The 16,431-nt window shown below is 37.7% G+C and carries 9 protein-coding genes; 4 read left to right on the top strand and 5 right to left on the bottom strand.

Features of this window, described 5'->3' with window-relative positions; all coding sequences use genetic code 11:
• Positions 1-103: 103 nt before the first annotated feature.
• On the top strand, positions 104-1,138 hold the full coding sequence (locus H7U17_RS09365; protein WP_186756445.1) for an alpha/beta hydrolase: 1,035 nt from the start codon (positions 104-106) through the stop codon (positions 1,136-1,138).
• An 11-nt stretch (positions 1,139-1,149) separates the two neighbouring features.
• On the top strand, positions 1,150-2,262 hold the full coding sequence (locus H7U17_RS09360; protein WP_186756444.1) for an alanine racemase: 1,113 nt from the start codon (positions 1,150-1,152) through the stop codon (positions 2,260-2,262).
• 79 nt (positions 2,263-2,341) lie between these two features.
• On the opposite strand, the gene H7U17_RS09355 is transcribed toward H7U17_RS09360, so the two are convergent.
• From H7U17_RS09355 to H7U17_RS09335, 5 genes are all read right to left on the bottom strand, one after another.
• Positions 2,342-3,895 carry a RagB/SusD family nutrient uptake outer membrane protein gene (locus H7U17_RS09355; protein ID WP_394353719.1) on the bottom strand — a complete coding sequence of 518 codons (1,554 nt, stop codon included), beginning with the start codon at positions 3,893-3,895 and terminating at the stop codon, positions 2,342-2,344.
• 43 nt (positions 3,896-3,938) lie between these two features.
• Positions 3,939-7,394, bottom strand: coding sequence for a SusC/RagA family TonB-linked outer membrane protein (locus H7U17_RS09350; RefSeq protein ID WP_230981340.1), 3,456 nt, complete (start codon positions 7,392-7,394; stop codon positions 3,939-3,941).
• A gap of 159 nt (positions 7,395-7,553) precedes the next feature.
• Positions 7,554-8,582, bottom strand: coding sequence for a FecR family protein (locus tag H7U17_RS09345; RefSeq protein ID WP_186756442.1), 1,029 nt, complete (start codon positions 8,580-8,582; stop codon positions 7,554-7,556).
• A 143-nt stretch (positions 8,583-8,725) separates the two neighbouring features.
• Complete coding sequence (locus H7U17_RS09340) at positions 8,726-9,355, bottom strand: RNA polymerase sigma factor (protein ID WP_186756441.1); 630 nt, start codon at positions 9,353-9,355, stop codon at positions 8,726-8,728.
• A gap of 694 nt (positions 9,356-10,049) precedes the next feature.
• On the bottom strand, positions 10,050-11,441 hold the full coding sequence (locus H7U17_RS09335; protein WP_186756440.1) for an arginine decarboxylase: 1,392 nt from the start codon (positions 11,439-11,441) through the stop codon (positions 10,050-10,052).
• A gap of 626 nt (positions 11,442-12,067) precedes the next feature.
• Here H7U17_RS09335 and H7U17_RS09330 point away from each other — a divergent pair.
• Both H7U17_RS09330 and H7U17_RS09325 read left to right on the top strand, forming a co-directional pair.
• Positions 12,068-13,222 carry an efflux RND transporter periplasmic adaptor subunit gene (locus H7U17_RS09330; RefSeq protein WP_186756439.1) on the top strand — a complete coding sequence of 385 codons (1,155 nt, stop codon included), beginning with the start codon at positions 12,068-12,070 and terminating at the stop codon, positions 13,220-13,222.
• Between the two features lie 50 nt (positions 13,223-13,272).
• Positions 13,273-16,431, top strand: a complete 3,159-nt coding sequence (locus H7U17_RS09325; RefSeq protein ID WP_186756438.1) for an efflux RND transporter permease subunit — start codon at positions 13,273-13,275, stop codon at positions 16,429-16,431.

Genomic DNA, 16,431 nt, shown 5'->3' with positions numbered 1-16,431 from the left:
ATAATTAAAGGCCCTTCTTCAAATTTTACTCCCATCAACTGATTTTATAGGATTATCCTAAAAAACAGTTTAGTTTTATCTTTCAATTTTAGATTTATAATCAATGATGAAAAAACTACTCCCCATTTTAATTTCCATCTCTGTTATTCTAGCGATAGTCTATATGCTGGGACCAAAGGAATCTTACACTGATTTAAAAGGAGTATATCCTTCAGTCCCCAAAGACCTTCTGGAATTGGAAAATCTCATAAACAATAGGGAGGATACTGTCAAAGGACTTAAACCTAACAATCAGGCAAAAATAGTCTGGGCAGACAGCTCAAATAAACAAAAAACAGCCTATTCAATAGTCTATATTCATGGATTTGGAGCAAGCCAAATGGAAGGGGCTCCTGTTCATGAAAAAATAGCTGAGCATTTCGGTGCAAACCTTTATTTGGCCAGGCTCCCGGAACATGGCATAAAAAGGGAAAATGCTTTCGAATATTTGACAGCAGAAAAGCTTGCTGAAGGAGCTAGAGAAGCCTTTATGATTGGGAAAAGTCTTGGAGATAATGTAATCATCATTGGCACGTCCATGGGAGGAGCACTCACCACCCTTCTGGCTTCTGAAAGAGATGATATACATTCGATTTTACTTTATTCCCCATGTTTTAGGGACTATGGTAATCAACTGGAAGCATTTTTCAGTCCTTGGCAGGGCTGGCTTTTCCAGAAATTCGGCACCAATGAAAACCATGTGGTCCTCAACCAGAGAGAAGGGGAAAAAGCCAAATACTGGTCCGAAGAATACCATATCAATGCTTATAAAAGCCTTGCCAAATTGGTCTACAGCAAAATGGATAAAAACACTTATCAAAAAATCAATGAACCTTTATTTTTAGGCTATTACTATAAGGACGAAGAAAATCAAGATCGCGTAGTATCAGTCCCGGCCATGCAAGAGATGTTCCAGGAAGTAAAAACGCCTGAGAATCTTAAAATAAAACAAGCATTCCCGGAGGCAGGTGACCATGTCATTGCATCTTCTATTACCTCCAAACAATGGGAAGATGTATTAAGCGCCAGCATTGACTTTTTAGAGCATACAGTGGCTGTACCAGTACCTGAACCAATAGAATTAGAAACCCAGCCCTAAACTATTCAACCATGACCTTTCTATCCATCAAAAACCCCAAATTGGTATTAGACGAAACTATCTGTCGAAAAAACCTTGCCATGATGGCGGAAAAGGCCAAGAAGCACCAGCTCAAACTGGTTCCGCATTTTAAAACCCACCAATCCCTGAAAGTAGGTGAATGGTGCCGTGAATATGGAGTAAAAGAAATCACCGTTTCCTCACTTAAAATGGCACAATATTTTGCAAAGCAGCATTGGGAAAATATCCATATTGCTTTTCCTTTCAACCCACTTCAAGCTACTGAGCTCAACCAACTTGCCATATCCCAGTCTGTTTCTGTGCAGCTGGTCAATGAGGAAATAACTAATATATTAGCAGAAATAATTGATCAGAAAATAGGCTTTTTCATCGAAATAGATGCTGGTTATGGCCGGACTGGAGTAGAAGTAAGTGACTTTGGCCTGATAGAAAAAATCATGCGAGCTGCTAGCAAAAACAACAACATGATTTTTAAGGGCTTTTACATCCATGCTGGCCATAGCTATCATGCAGATTTAAATGGGATAAAACATATCCATGAGCAAACCAAAGCCGCGCTAAAAATGCTTAAGGATAAATATTGTAGTGAATTCCCTAATCTGCTCACCCGATCGGGAGACACCCCCTGTTGTTCTATAATGGATGATTTTGAAGGCATTGATGAAATAGGGCCAGGAAACTTTGTTTTCTATGACCTTTGTCAAGCGAAAATAGGAAGCTGTACAAAAGTCAATATTGCTGTAGCACTCGCTGTACCCGTGGTAGATATTCAATGGGAGAAAAAAGAAGTTTTAATACATGGAGGTGGCGTTCATCTGGCCAAGGATGTACTGAGCAATGCCGATGGATCCAAAAACTTTGGCGAGGTAGTTCTTTTCAAGGGTCAGCATTGGCAGCTACAAGAACATACATCCTATATCAAAAGCATATCTCAGGAACATGGAATCATCAAAGCTTCAGACCAGTTTATTCGAGAGGTAAAAATAGGGGATATAATAGGCATTTTGCCCATTCACAGTTGTATGACCGCTGATTGTATGGGGGCTTATATCAGCACTACCGGAGAGGTCATTGATCATCTCGAGGGACAGTTAAAAAATTAGACTTCAGAGAATAGTTAAAAAAACTACTCACTGAAGTCTGATTCAAATTGATTTTTCAACCTATAATGCTAAACTTATATTAATTGCTTCCTGCTGGTCCAGGATAACCTGGATTTTGAGGAGTCAAATTCGGGTTGTTTTGCATTTCAGGAATTGGAAGTGGAAACAAATAATGTTTCTCCTGTAAAGGCTGATCTGAACTTAAGTTGACATGACCAACGAAATCATCAAATCCCTTGGTAGTTTCATTGAAAACTTTTCTCAGACGCACCATATCAAACCAAGTGATCCCTTCATAACAGAACTCATACCATCGCTCTCTCCAAACAGCTTCTCTAAAACTATTCTGATCAAAAGTCCCCATTGCCGGAGTGACCAACTCCGCCCTGTCCCTTATGCTTTTGAGGGCATTATAAGCATCCATATTTGGGCCACTCCCTACTTCATTTTGAGCTTCTGCATAAATCAGCAAAACCTCAGCATAACGTAGCATAGGAACATTGAGGTTATCCTTTGCAGTTCCTGCTGTACCAGGGCTTCCATTGGCAGTAATATTAAAGTGCTTGAATATATAAGGCGCTCCTAAGTCAAAAGGCTCTCCATTACCATTGGTATAATAGCTGGTATAGAAATACCCTTCCTGATCCACAGTTCTCTTATCTCCATCTTCATAGGAATCATAGAAAGAACGCGTAGGTACGGTACTACCCGTGCCAGATGGCCCACGATAAGATACAGGTTTAAAATTAGGGAACATATTTCCCATTGGGTTACCAGCGACTAGATCATTATACTGAATACTGAAAATATGCTCTTTCATATTCCCAAGGCTTTCATCATGTATTTCATAGTAGGTATCAAAAAGTCCTATTTCACCTGGACTATCAATAATTTCCTTTGCCTTACTGGCTGCCAACTGATAATATTCACTGCCTTTATTTAGCGGATAACCGGCCATTGTCAAGTAAACTTTTGCCAGCAAACCCTTGGCCGCCGAAGTGGAAATTCGACCACTTGTATTCAACCAACCCAAATTAGCACTCTCTGCAAACTTTAGATCCTCAACAATTTGAGCATAAACATTCTCTTGAGTTTCTCGAATGGGAAAGAAGTTTTCAGAATTAGCTGTTTGTGGATTAAGCACCAAAGGCACATCGCCCCAAAGTCTTACTGCGTAGAAATATGCCCAAGCCCTAAAGAACCTTGCTTCTCCAAGAATTTTTGTTTTCTGTGCTTCGTCCATAGGAGAAATCCCTGGCACCTTATCCAATACCAAATTAGCTTGTGCAATCAATTGGTAAATGCCTCTCCACCAATTTTTAATATGCCCAGTATTACCATCCCAAGTGAGGGAATACAAGTTGTTCAAATCAGAGTTCTGAGCAGTTTCAGTAGTTGAGGTACCTGTAGGAGCTTCCAATAATTGCCAGTTGGAAGAAAAGATACCTGCACCATTTCCGTAAAACCTGGAATTATCATAAACTGAAGCAATTGCTGCCTCCGCGTGATCAGGAATGGTATAGAAACTCTCAGGAGTCAAGTTTGACGGATCTTCTTCATCCAAAAAACCTGAACAGCCACTGCCCATCACAAACAAACTGCCTAGAAGAACTGTATTTATATATTTTTTCATGGAAATTTTCATGGTGATTGTTTTTATTATGTTATTAATAAAATTAAAGCTGAATTTGCAGCCCCATCAAGAACACGGTAGGCTTAGGATATTCATGCCATTTCATACCTTGTGAGAAAACATTATTACTGTCATTTCCTCTGATGGGGGTGATTTCAGGATCACCAATCACTTCATCATCAACAATCAAGAAGAAGTTTTGGGTTGAAGCATATAGCCTTAGATTACTTAAGCGCAATCTGTTAACAAGTGATTTTTGGAAATTATAACCTACCACTAAGTTTCTTCCACGAATAAAGCTACCGTTCTGAACCCAATGTGAATCAACATTTGTTACATAACCTGCTCTAGTATCCCTAACCTGGGCGATCATTGTATTTTGATTTTCAGGTGTCCAAGCATTCAAAACAGTAGTATAACTGTTCGCCAAAGATTGACGGTCTTCACTAGAGTGAAGGTTCATGTCCATGATATCATTTCCATACATAAATTGAAGATCCAAGGTCATATCAAAATTCCCAAATCTAAAATTATTGATAAACGATCCCCAACCATCCGGGCTACCATTACCTATTATTTTTCTATCTGCATCTGTAATAGCCTTATCACCATTTACATCTTCATATTTGATATCACCAGGAAGAATGGTCAACCCATTTCTATAACTGGTATACTCTGCTGCTTCAGCAGCTTCATCTGTTCCCCATACACCTAATCTGGTCAATCCCCAGAAAGCACCAGCCGGTTCTCCTACTCGAATTATACTAGTTTCATTAGTAATTCCCGGTCCACCTACTCCAAATATATCTGCAGGTGTTGCCAAGGAAAGCACTTTATTTCTGTTGAATGAAATATTGAAATTGGTGCTCCAAGTAAAATTAGGTTTATCGATATTGATAGTATTTAGAGAAAGTTCTAAGCCTTTATTCTCCATGGATCCCACATTTCTTCTTATAGTTGCATAACCACTAGTTTGTGGCACTGGAGCATCCAAAAGCATATCGGTGGTTTTTCTGTAGTATATATCAGCTTCAAAAGAGACCCTACCTTTGTACAGTTCTATTTCCAAACCTAAATCATATTGACTGGTTTTTTCCCATTTCAAATCAGGGTTTGCCAAGCGGTTAATGCCCGTTCCTCCTACTCTTGAATCATTAAGGATAGCGGCATAACCTGAACCCAATAATGAAAGTGAAGAATATGGAGGGATTTCTGAGTTACCTGTAAGGCCATAACTTGTTCTAAGTTTAAGATTTGAAATCGTCTCGTTATCTTTCAAGAATTCCTCATCTGAAATTCTCCATGCCAAAGCAGCAGAGGGGAAAAATGCATATTTGTTATTATCACCGAACTTTGAAGAACCATCCATTCTACCAGTAAAGGTAAAAAGGTATTTGTTCATCAAGGTGTAATTGAACCTTCCAAAATAGGAATTCAATGCTTCTCTTCTGGCATTTGAGCCCACTCCAAGGTTATTACTTCCTGCTCCAATATTATTGTACTGAAAATAATCGGTAGCAAAAGTACGGGCTTCCATGCTCATATTAAAATCATTGGACTCCTGCCATGAAATCCCCAGCATCCCCGTGAAGGAGTGAATTTCTGAGAAGGTCTTCTTATAAGTAAGGTAATTTTCAAAAGACCAGAAAGTTTCTCTTGAATTGGCCAGCCAAGCTCTACCCTGAGAACCAATTTGGATTGTTCTGCCCTCATACCTATCTGTTTCTCTGGTGATCACATTAGAACCTAATACAGTTCTAAACTCCAAATCCTTGGCAAGATTTATATTGGCATAAACACTTCCCAATAGGGTCTGGGTATTCAAAATAAACTGCCTCTCCATTAAATTATGAACAGAACTCATTGTCCCCTCTGCATATGGATAGTCTCTGTTATCAGCATAAGTACCATCTTCATAATATACCGGTAGGAAAGGAAAATCCTCCACCATCCTTCTTGGCACCTGGTCACTATAGTCTACAATATTTTCTGACTGATAGTTATAACTAATGGATGTACCCACTGTCAGCCAATCTTTAACTTTTGTATCCACAGTAAGCCTACCAGAATACCTGGTCAAAAAGGAATTTTTATACAAGCCTTCATCATTTCTATAACCTAAAGAAAGAGAATAGGTAGTCCGATCACTACCCCCACTGAAATTCAGCTGGTGATTTTGGGAAAGTTTACTTTGGGTAGATTCCTTAATCCAGTCGGTATCATAATAAGGGTTACCATTGCTGTCAAACAATCTTGGGTCTGTCCTTTTTAATGCGGGGTTCAGATAAGCCCATTTGCCTGCAGCCCAACCTTCCGGATCAAATTTCGCCATATTTTCCCAAGCCAGCTGCTCCACTTCCATATACTGTTGTGTATTTAAGACTTCAGGCTTATTTGGCCCATAAGTATTTGTACTGAATTCAGCATTATAGGTGATTTTCCCCTCTCCAGATTTACCTTTTTTTGTGGTGATCAGAATAACTCCATTTGCACCTCTAGCTCCATAGATGGCTGTCGATGAAGCATCCTTGAGAACTTCGACAGAAACAATATCACTTGGGTTAATATAATCAATCGCATTACTTCTTTGGGCCTGGTTACCTACTGGCAACTGTACACCATCTACTACAAACAGGGGATTGTTAGATGAGTTGATTGAACTGAATCCCCGAACACGGATATTGGTTTTACCGCCAGGTCTACCGGAATTCACATTAACTTGAACACCAGGAATTCTACCAGCAATAGATTGATTAATGGAAGTAGCTGGCCTTTGCATCAATTCATCCCCAGAAACAGACCCCACAGAACCTGTCAAATCTGATCTTTTCTGAGTACCATACCCAACTACAACTACCTCATCTAAATCTGAAAGATTTTCTTTAAGAACTACCCTAAGCTCTCTCTGATTCCCTACCTCGATGATTTGATCCTCATAACCTATAAATGAAAAAACCAATACACCTCCATCTGGGACATCAAGAGAGAAATTACCATCTAAATCAGTCACAGTGCCTACTGTTGTCCCTTGAATAACTACAGTAACACCAGGTAATGGTTCTCCTTTTTGATCTACTACGACACCAGAAATCTCGGCTAGTACTTTTTTGCTTATTTTATCATCAAAAGAGGGCGTATCGGCCAATTGAACATCGATACTATTATTAACCTGCCTAAACCTCAACTGTGATTGCTGGGATACCTGAATCAATAAGCTTTCAACTGATCCTGAATTTTTATTGAGTACTAATTTTTCACTGGTGTTTATTTCTCTCCTATCATATAAAAAACTATAGGATGTCTGACTTTCAATGGTCGTAAAAAATTGATCCAACGTGATCGCTCTCTTTTCAACTTTTACCCAAACCTTATCTATCGGCTTGTATTGCCCATTAACACTAGTTGCAGAAACCAGATTGATGACCAATAGCTGAACAACAAATATATACAAGAAGTACCTTGACAACATATATATTGTCTTTTGTAAGTTTAATTTCATATTTTTGAAAGGTTTATTGAAAATTTCATTAAACATGGTCTTAAGGGGTAGCCTATTCCCCAATAGATTTATACCCCTTTCAGACCGCTAACAAGCGCCAACTGATTTTATCAGTTGGCATTTTTTAAGAGTCATTGATGTAATTCATGCTTTTTGTGGTTAAAATTTTAGGACTACGGTTCTATTATTAAATTGATAAGTAAAATCTTCAATATTGGCCATGCTTTTTAGGACATTTTCAAGCGTTTGATTTTCAAATTTCCCATTCAGTTGCCAGTCCTCTGCAGGACCTCTAACAATTTCAAAGTCCACTCCATACCATTTTTTTAGTTTTACAATCACCTCTTTGAATGAGTTATTATTAAAAATGAGCTTCCCCGATTTCCAACCTATTTCAGTCTCTAGGTCAAAAGTCATTATTTCAGTCTTTTTCGAATCCTTTTCATAATCTAAAGCCCATCCAGGCTTTAATAAATAAGAAAGACTATCATTTTGAGATTGAATAGAAACTTTACCTGTTAGCAAAGCTATTTTCACTTTGCCGGGAATCTCACCATTAATATTAAAGGACGTCCCTAAAGCTGTAGTCAATAGTCCATCTGTCAATACCTGAAATGGTTGTTCGGCATTTTCAGCTACTTCAAAAAAACCTTCTCCCTTTAATTCCACTAACCTCGCTGTGGAATCAAAACTTTCTGGATACCTCAGACTACTTCCAGAGTTTAGCCAAACAATGGTTTGATCAGGAAGTTTAAAACTTATCTTTTCTCCGTTATTTATTGACTTTATCAGCCACTTAGTCTTAATTGAAGCATTCTCACTAGACGTATCATAGCCAACGCTATAATAAAGGAACATAAGCAAAAAACCCATTGCTAATACAGCGGCTATTTTCACAAATTGCTTATTCCTAAACCAGTCATTCCTATCCCCTGCCTTTTTTATTTTTATATCAGATTCTTCGTATTCCCTAAGTAGGTTTGCAAAAATTTCCTCCTCAGCATCCGCTGAAGGTAGTTTAGAAGGAAATTGAAGCCCCAGGATCATTTCCCTAGCAAACATCACATCCTTTATTTTATCAGGATGCGCGTCCATCCACTTTTTCCAAAAAGCATCTAGATCTTTATTAGGATATTTTACCCACCTAATAAATTCTAAATCCTCTAAAAGCTCAGAAGCTTTGCTCATTTGATTAACTTTCTTTACTATGTAATGGCTGCAAACAGCAAAACAACGACAAAAAAATCACTTTTTTTTTAAATATTTTTAAATCAAAAAATCACACATGTATATTTTACCAAAATAAAGATCAACCATAACAACACAATTAATTAATAAAAGACTGTTTGAAGACCTACTGAGTCTCTAAGACATTTTAATGCTTTATAAATTAAATCTCTGGCTGATTTTGAATCGCAAAGATCCATTAATTCAGACACCTGCTGATAAGACATCCCTTCATAAAAAACGTAATAAACGGCCTCTCTCTTCCTTGGACTAAGCTTCCCTATAGCCTTATTTATTAACTTGACCTTTTCTAAATTGATTTGCTTATTAATAATCCTTTGCTCATGTGAAAAAGTAATTGAAAAACTTTCGGACATTACCAGATCTTCCCGCTGGCCTTCCCACTCTTTAAACTTCTTAAATATTTTTCTCTTTAGACACTTAAACAAATAAAACTTAATACAATCTGTATCACTTAATCCGTGAGAATTCTTTTTTAATTCAAGAAAAATGTCTTGGATAGCATCTTTTACCAAATCCTCATTATCCTTAAGTCTGACACCATAACTGTATAAGCTCTTAAAATACTTTTTATAAATGCTTAAAAACGCTTCATTACTTCCGTTTTTAAAAGCTCTCCATAACTCCAAGTCATTTTGATCGTCCTTCAGAATATTATTTGGACAAACATCCTGTAAATAAATAGAAATAGTACTATTCTGGTTACTTTTCATCAAGGGTTGGGTCTATCGTTATTTAAATAAAAGAATATTTCCACTCATTTAAAACCATCTTCCTTTAAATAAAGACTATTTTTTCATAAACCTTTTTAACCTACTTGGCTAAAACCATTTAGAATATAACCAATCACTAAAAAACACAACCAAATAAAAACATAATTTCTCTCTAAAAAGCACAAATAACTCTAATTAAAATAAATATAATCACAACAAAGATTGCCAAATTGAGATTAATTTTCGCTTAACTCATTCACAATATATTTGAGCTATTCAAAAAAATTTAGGCAAAAAAAACTATGAAATAATATTCCATAGCTTTAGTCAATTAACTATAAACCCAAAATAACCTGCTGTAGGAGAAGGACTCGAACCTCCACGGAGTAGTTAGGCAAAACACGAGCTCGATATTTGCTTTATCCCAGTTTCTCCACCCTCGAGACAGGAGGGCTTGTCTGCCAATTTCAACATCCTACAGTATCTAGAGACCTTTTATCTCTTCCTTATGATACAAAGGTAATGCACTGACTCACATATTCAAAATAATTCAATTATTAAATTAAAAATTTACACAAAAAACAACAAAACTATTTAAATGTTACAAAATCAATAATTCAATATTTTATTCCGATATTATTATTGACAAAATTTTAATTGGTATCAATATAAAAAGGCTGATTACTCAGCCTTTTTATTCATAACCTAGCGTTTTCATCATATCTTCACTTGTTTGCTCTTCAGCGAAAAGCCTATGAGTGATACTTCCATCAGTATCTCGATCTATCAATACATGTTTTGGCGCAGGAATCAAACAATGTTGTATACCTCCATAGCCTCCTAATGATTCCTGATAAGCTCCGGTATGAAAAAAACCTATATATTGAGGTTTTTTAACAGTTTTTTTCGGCAAATAGATATTGTATTGGTGGGCTTCCGAATTATAATAATCCATACTGTCACAGGTCAAGCCACCTAAATTAATATTATGGTATTCTTCATTCCAATTATTCACCGCCAGCATGATATATTTTTGGTTCAAACCCCAGCTATCTGGCAATTGGGTAATAAACGAACCATCGATCATATACCAAAGTTCTTTATCATTCTGGAGTTTTTCTTCCAGAATAGAATACAACACAGCTCCACTCTCCCCTACTGTATAGCTACCAAATTCCGTAAATATATTTGGCTCAACAGTATTATTTTTGGCACACATCCACTTTATGTTCTTGATGATCTGATCTGCCATGTACTGGTAATCATAATCAAAAAACACATTAGTCTTAATAGGCCAACCACCTCCGATATCCATTGTATCCAATTCTGGACAGATGGCTTTCAGATCAACATATTTCTGAATGAACCTTGTCAGCTCAGACCAATAATAAGCCGTATCGCGGATGCCAGAATTAATAAAGAAGTGGAGCATTTTCAAACTAACATTAGGATTATCTTTGATTTTCTTTTCATATAGATCAATGATATCCTTATACCTAACCCCTAACCTGGATGTATAAAAACCAAATTTCGGTTCCTCATCTGCTGCAATTCTAATTCCCACCTTAAAAGGAACTTTAACATGTTCCAAATAATAATCTATTTCAGAAAGGTTATCCAATACAGGTATACAGTTTACAAAACCATCATTTAATAAGCCTGTGATATACTCCTTGTATAGTTCCCTTTTGAATCCATTACAAACGATATGGGTTTCCTTGGTGATTTTTCCTTTTTCATATAGACTTCTCACCAATGGAATATCAAAGGTCGATGAAGTTTCTATATGAATATCATTTTTGAGAGCCTCATCTAGCACAAAACTAAAATGTGAAGACTTGGTACAGTAACAATAAGTATACTTTCCATGATAATCATGAGCTTGCATAGCATTGCTAAAATAGGTCTTAGCATTCTGAATACTCTCACTGATCTTTGGAAGATAGGTCAATTTCAATGGTGTCCCATAGGTCTCGATGATTTCCATGAGATCCACTCCATTAAATAAAAGTTGATTATCCTCCACCTTAAATTCTTTGGTGGGAAAATCAAATGTCTGCTGAATTAAATCAATGTATTTGTTCATTGAGCATTAATATAGTTAATGACTTATAGACCCGAAAATTGCATTAATAAAAATTTAAATCAAATGGATTTTTTCATTTCCCCTGAAATACAAGCTACTAAAAACCATATCCATGTCCACCCCATCTCCACCAGTTCCCAACCTCCAAAAATTAGCCATGGCATAAAACAAAAAAAAATAGTTCAAAGGATTAAAAAACTCAAACTGATCCTGAATTCCCCATTATGTGGAAGAGAGATACACAACGCCAAATCACCAATTTCAAAGCCTCACACTCCAGAATAATACAATTATTCTACAAAAAAACACCATTTAACACCACTATAACCAATAAATAAAAAAATGGAACTGTAATTGTAAAATCGAGCTAAAAAAACAAGCCGCTCATGAAAGAAAAGCTCAATGAAGTTTAATTCTCGCATATACTATTGTAGAATCCCCACTAGCAAAAAGCCCAAACAAAAGTAAAAATGGGGTAAAGTGTAGAGAGTTTCCACATTTACCAACCTACATCATGCCCTTTTCCACCTAAACAAGTGAAAAACAACAGTTGGAACCAATATTGTAATCAAAACTACAGCATTAAAAAGTAATTCATTAAAACCGAAAATTTCATTCATTATATTATGAATCGTAACATACTTAAAACATTTAAAACCTGGGTAATCCTACCTGCCATTGTCTTAACTTCTGGATTTTGCATTTCATGTAACACGGAAGGCAAAGAAATAGAGGATGAAGTACTTTCCCTCTCTGTACTCCCTTTAGAAAAGGATACAGCAATGGTAAACTTCGAATACCTTGGTTCCATTGAGGGCAAAGTAAATGTGGAAATCCGTCCTCAAATCGAGGGGTTATTAGACCAAATCCATGTTGATGAAGGTGATTATGTAGAGAAAGGCCAGTTACTTTTTACAGTAAATGCAAGTCCTTATATGGAAAGCCTTAAAAATGCCCATGCAGCAGTTGAGGTTGAAGAAGCCAAGTTAGAGAATGCAAAGATAGAACTGGAAAGGCTAAAACCATTGGTGGACCATGATGTTATCTCAGAGGTCCAGTTAAGAACGGCTCAGTCTGACCTAGAAGTAGCTAAAGCATCTTTAGCCCAGTCAAAAGCGCTTGAGGCTACTTCCAGACTTAATGTTGGCTTTACAAAAATAAAAGCGCCAGTAAGTGGGTATATCGGAAGAATTCCTAAAAGAGTCGGCAACCTTGTCACCAAAAATGACACACAACCTGTCACCAACCTTTCTGACATTAGTGAAGTATATGTATACTTTTCTATGAGTGAGTCCAATTACTTAAAATATAAAAGAATGCGCGCTGACAGCACCTCTGATTATTATTTAAAACCAGAGGTAAAATTGATACTGGCAGATGGCAGCACTTATGAACACAAAGGGCAGATTGATGCTGATGGCGGTGAAATTGACCCTTCTACGGGCACCATCACCATGCGTGCAAGCTTCAAAAACCCCGACAGACTGGTGAGAAGCGGTAACACTGGAAAAATCATCCTTGAACAAGTTCATTCTGATGTATTTTTGATTCCACAAAAAGCCACTTATCAAGTTCAGAATAAAACTTTTGTTTATCTACTTCAGGATGACAATACAGTAAAAATGAAGGAAATCTTCCCAAATGGAAAATCCGGCAAAAACTTTATTGTCAAAGGAAATGGACTGACCGAAGACCAAACTATTGTACTATCAGGTATCAGCAAAATCAGTAATGGTATGAAAATCCATCCTGAGCGTGACAATAGGCTAGCCAAAAAATAAATTACTCGGCAGCATATTCATTCCTCTTATTTAACCAAGAATAAAGCTAAATGATAAAATACATCATCGACAGGCCGATTTTTGCCTCAGTAATTTCAATTTTAATTGTATTGACAGGGGTAATTGGCCTTTTGAGATTACCAGTTGCCCGCTTTCCGGACATAGCCCCTCCCAGCGTTAGAGTAGGCGTTTATTATCCTGGAAGTAACGCAGAAACATTGGCCACTTCTGTAATGACTCCATTAGAAGAAGCTATCAATGGCGTTGAAAACATGACCTATATCCGTTCAAAATCCACCAACTCTGGACGGGGAAGCATCAATATTTATTTCAAGCCAGGAACTGATCCAGATATGGCAACGGTAAACGTCCAAAACAGGGTTTCAGCAGTTACTGGAGACCTTCCTCCTGAAGTAGTAAAGGAAGGCCTCTCTGTATTAAAACGGCTTACGGGTAATATCATGACCATCAATATATTTGCTGAAGATGAAGACAGTCCATATGACGAAACTTTTATACAAGGCTTTTCCAGAATTGATGTTAAGAGAGAACTCTTAAGAGTGGAAGGAGTTGCCCAAGCTTCTTTTGTTGGGAGAAGAAATTACTCCATGAGAATATGGTTAAACCCAGAAAAACTGGCCCTTTATGGTTTGGTCCCACAAGATGTCATCAGTCAGATCAATGACCAAAACTTTGAGGCGGCCCCTGGAAAGTTTGGAGAGACCTCTGAAGAAGTTTTTGAGACAGTAATTAAACACAAAGGAAGGTTTAATACCCCTGAGCAGTATGAAAACATTGTCATCAAATCCAATAAGGACGGTTCCATCCTTTATCTAAGGGATATTGCAAGAATTGAACTGGGGGCCACCAATCTGGCCAGTGACAATACCGTTGATGGCAGACCCGCGGCCACCATCAATATCACACAAACTAACGACTCTAATGCCAAAGAAATAGATGAAGAGATCAGAAAGGTTATGGAGCGTATCTCCAAAAACTTCCCTGAAGGCATCACCTACAATATTTCCTATTCCGTAAGGAACCAGATAGATGAATCCATGGATCAGGTTGTCCACACGATTGTTGAAGCATTTATCTTGGTATTTATTGTGGTATTCATCTTCTTACAAGACTTTAGATCCACTATTATTCCGGCCATTGCCATTCCTGTTTCTCTTATCGGCACTTTCTTCTTCTTACAACTCTTGGGTTTTTCAATTAATGTATTGACCATGTTTGCTATGGTTTTATCCATAGGAATTGTAGTGGATGATGCTATAGTAGTAGTCGAAGCAGTACACCATAAATTAACTCATGACCGAATGCCACCCAAAAAGGCAACCATTTCGGCCATGAAGGAAATTTCTTCCGCCATTATTTCTATTACCATCGTGATGGCAGCGGTATTTGTTCCTGTTGGTTTCTTAGAGGGACCCGTCGGAATGTTCTACAGACAATTTGCCTTCACTTTAATATTTGCCATCTTAATCTCTGCAGTCAACGCACTTACCTTGAGCCCAGTGCTATGTGCCCTAATTCTAAAACCCGAAAAAGAGGTTGAAGACGAAGGTTTATCCAAAGTAAAAAGGGTACAAAAAAGAGTATTCACCGCATTTGAGACAGGCTTTGAATCCTTCACACATAGGTATGTAAAAATTGTAAAGTGGTTTCTGGAGAAAAGAACGGTAGCCATTTCAGGCCTGTTGCTGATATTGGCTTTGACAGTATTATTATTCAAAAATACCCCTAGTGCCTTTATTCCATCTGAGGATGACAGTTTCTTGACCTATTCCTTGGTGATGCCTCCTGGCTCGTCTTTACATAGAACTAGACAGCCATTACAGCAGGCAGATTCCATCCTTAGAAACCACCCATCAGTATTAACTGTAAATAGTGTTTCGGGTTTCAACGTGATTGAAAATGCACGAAGCCCTTCTTTTGCCATGGGATATATTTCCTTAAAGCCTAAATCCGAACGTGGAGCAGTAAAAGATCTGGATGCGCTCAAAGTTGATCTGATGAATAAAATGAGAGACATCGATGAGGCAAAAATCAATGTATTTTCCAGACCGACCGTCCAAGGATTTGGTGAATTCAATGGGCTTGAAATGGTTATTCAGGATAGACTTGGGGAAAGCTTCACTGAATTTAGCGCTACAGCAGATGAATTTATCAAAAAGCTTGTAGCAGCCCCTGAAATAGAAGACGCATTTACCAGCTTTAATGCCAATTACCCACAATATGAGGTAGAAATTGACTATGTAAAGGCCAAAAGCATGGGGGTAGAAGTTCAGGACATGATGCGCTCCATCCAAAGTTATTTTGGCAGGGTGCAATCTGGTGACTTCAACAAATTTGGCAGACAGTATAGGGTTTATATGCAGGCAGATGTTGCCTACCGTGAAGACCTAAAATCCATGGACGCTATTTTCGTGAGAAACAATAAAGGAGAAATGGTCCCTGTAAACACCTTGATCACTCTCAAAAGGGTATATGGACCGGAAATTGTAAACCGATACAACCTATTTAACTCCATCACAATCAATGCTACTCCAGCTGAAGGTTATAGTTCTGGAGATGCCATGGATGCTATAGAAAAACTTGCTGAAACTGAACTTTCAACCAACTACAGCTACGAGTGGACCGGTATGAGTTTGGAAGAAAAAAGCTCCGGAGTACAAACTGCAGTGATATTCATTCTCAGCTTAGTATTCGTTTACTTCTTACTTGCTGCACAATATGAGAGCTATTTCCTCCCATTTGCGGTATTACTTTCTTTACCCTGCGGTCTCTTGGGTGTATTTATTGCTATCAATTTGGCCGGAATAAACAATAATATCTACGTACAGGTAAGTTTGATCATGCTCATAGGTCTATTGGCAAAAAACGCCATACTGATCGTTGAGTTCGCCAATCAAAAACGAAAAGAGGGCTATTCTATCTTTGAGGCAGCCTTGGAAGCTGCTCGATTAAGGATCAGACCTATCATCATGACTTCCTTTGCATTTATTGCAGGCTTGATTCCTTTGATGTGGACAGAAGGCGCTTCAGCAGTTGGAAATGAATCGGTGAGTGTAGGCGCGGCCGGAGGCATGTTTGCCGGAATGGTCCTAGGGATATTTATCATCCCAAGTTTATATATGATCTTCCAAATCATCCATGAAAAAGTAAGTGGAAAAGTAAAGCAGCTTGAACCAGCTACAGCTTAA

This window comes from Echinicola salinicaeni (assembly GCF_014280965.1).
In the GTDB taxonomy this organism is placed as follows: Bacteria; Bacteroidota; Bacteroidia; order Cytophagales; family Cyclobacteriaceae; genus Echinicola; species Echinicola salinicaeni.
The sequence above is the reverse complement of the archived record's forward strand: the minus strand, read 5'-3'. Positions and strand labels throughout refer to the sequence as shown.